Origin of the sequence: Pseudoalteromonas sp. RB2-MNA-CIBAN-0110, assembly GCF_040309305.1 — a bacterium.
Lineage (GTDB): Bacteria > Pseudomonadota > Gammaproteobacteria > Enterobacterales > Alteromonadaceae > Pseudoalteromonas > Pseudoalteromonas arctica.
In genome coordinates, this window is the sequence record NZ_JBEOOQ010000090.1 from 1 (window position 1) to 1,092 (window position 1,092).

Sequence of the window (1,092 nt, forward strand, 5' to 3'; positions counted from 1 at the left end):
CTTTAAACAATGGATTTCGTTTTCTAAATTGGTTGTCCGCAATGTAGGTATCGAACCCACTTTGCGCCATAAATTCAAGATTTACTTCGCTGTTAAACCCACTGTCTGCGGTGAATTTGATGGTATGCTCATCTGCCATTTTTTCTGTATTGAGTTTAGCGAGTTGCTGTTTTAATTGTGCAACGGCTGGCTGTAAAGTTTGTTGCTCGCCTACTGAGCCCCACGCTTGTGCTTGCAGGATAATTTGGTGTTTATCATCGTTTATCGCTATGCCGTTGTAACCTTGGATTGTGCCTTTTGAGGTCGTCATTTTTGCACTATCTGGATCAGTGATATTACTTTTAACAGGCTTGCCTTTACTGCCTGTTTTCTCTTCGTGAGTGGCTAAAAACTCGGTGATTTTATCTGCACTTTTATCTAGCTTTTCTTTTTGTTTTAAATCCTGAGTTATCAATTCTTCGCCCAGTCCATCTTGTGATTGGTGGCGTTCAATAATACGTTTGCTTGCGCGTTCTAGTTTTGCTTTTTTGCGACCTAACTCATCGAATGTGCCACTCCACTCTTTACTCGCATTGGACTTTAATTTACACCCATCAATGGCAAACATGTTGCGGCCTATCAAGTCTTCCTCATCACATATCATCAGCACTTGCGTAAAAATCGGCTCAATCTGTTCATGCATTTTAGCAACGAAGCCTGCTATTGATGTGTAATGCGGCTGGATATCTCCCGACACACTCATAAATAAAATGTTCGTCTCACACGCTTTAGCAATTCGACGGCTACTGATCAAACCATGTGCATAGCCCAGTAAAATAATCTTTAGCATTACCGAAGGTGGATACGCCGCCGCGCCCGTTTTGTCATTGTTGTACCACGCGTCAAACCCCGATAAATCGAGTTTATTTTCGACAATATAACAAAGGGCATACTCAAAAGTGCCAGGCAGAATTTGCTCAGCGAAATTGATAGGAATGAATTTATTTTGACAGGATAAGTCAGGCTTGTAGTTAGCCATAACAGTTTACCGTGGGTGAATAATATCTATTAGATCACAGCGAACAGATGGATTCAAGGTTAAAAAGCAACCAA

Annotated in this window: 1 protein-coding gene; it reads right to left on the bottom strand. The window is 41.2% G+C overall.

Annotated features, from left to right (window positions below):
• Positions 1-1,018: transposase (locus tag AAEY68_RS20645; RefSeq protein ID WP_350586786.1), on the bottom strand; the 1,018-nt coding region annotated here is incomplete at its 3' end.
• Positions 1,019-1,092 lie beyond the last annotated feature (74 nt).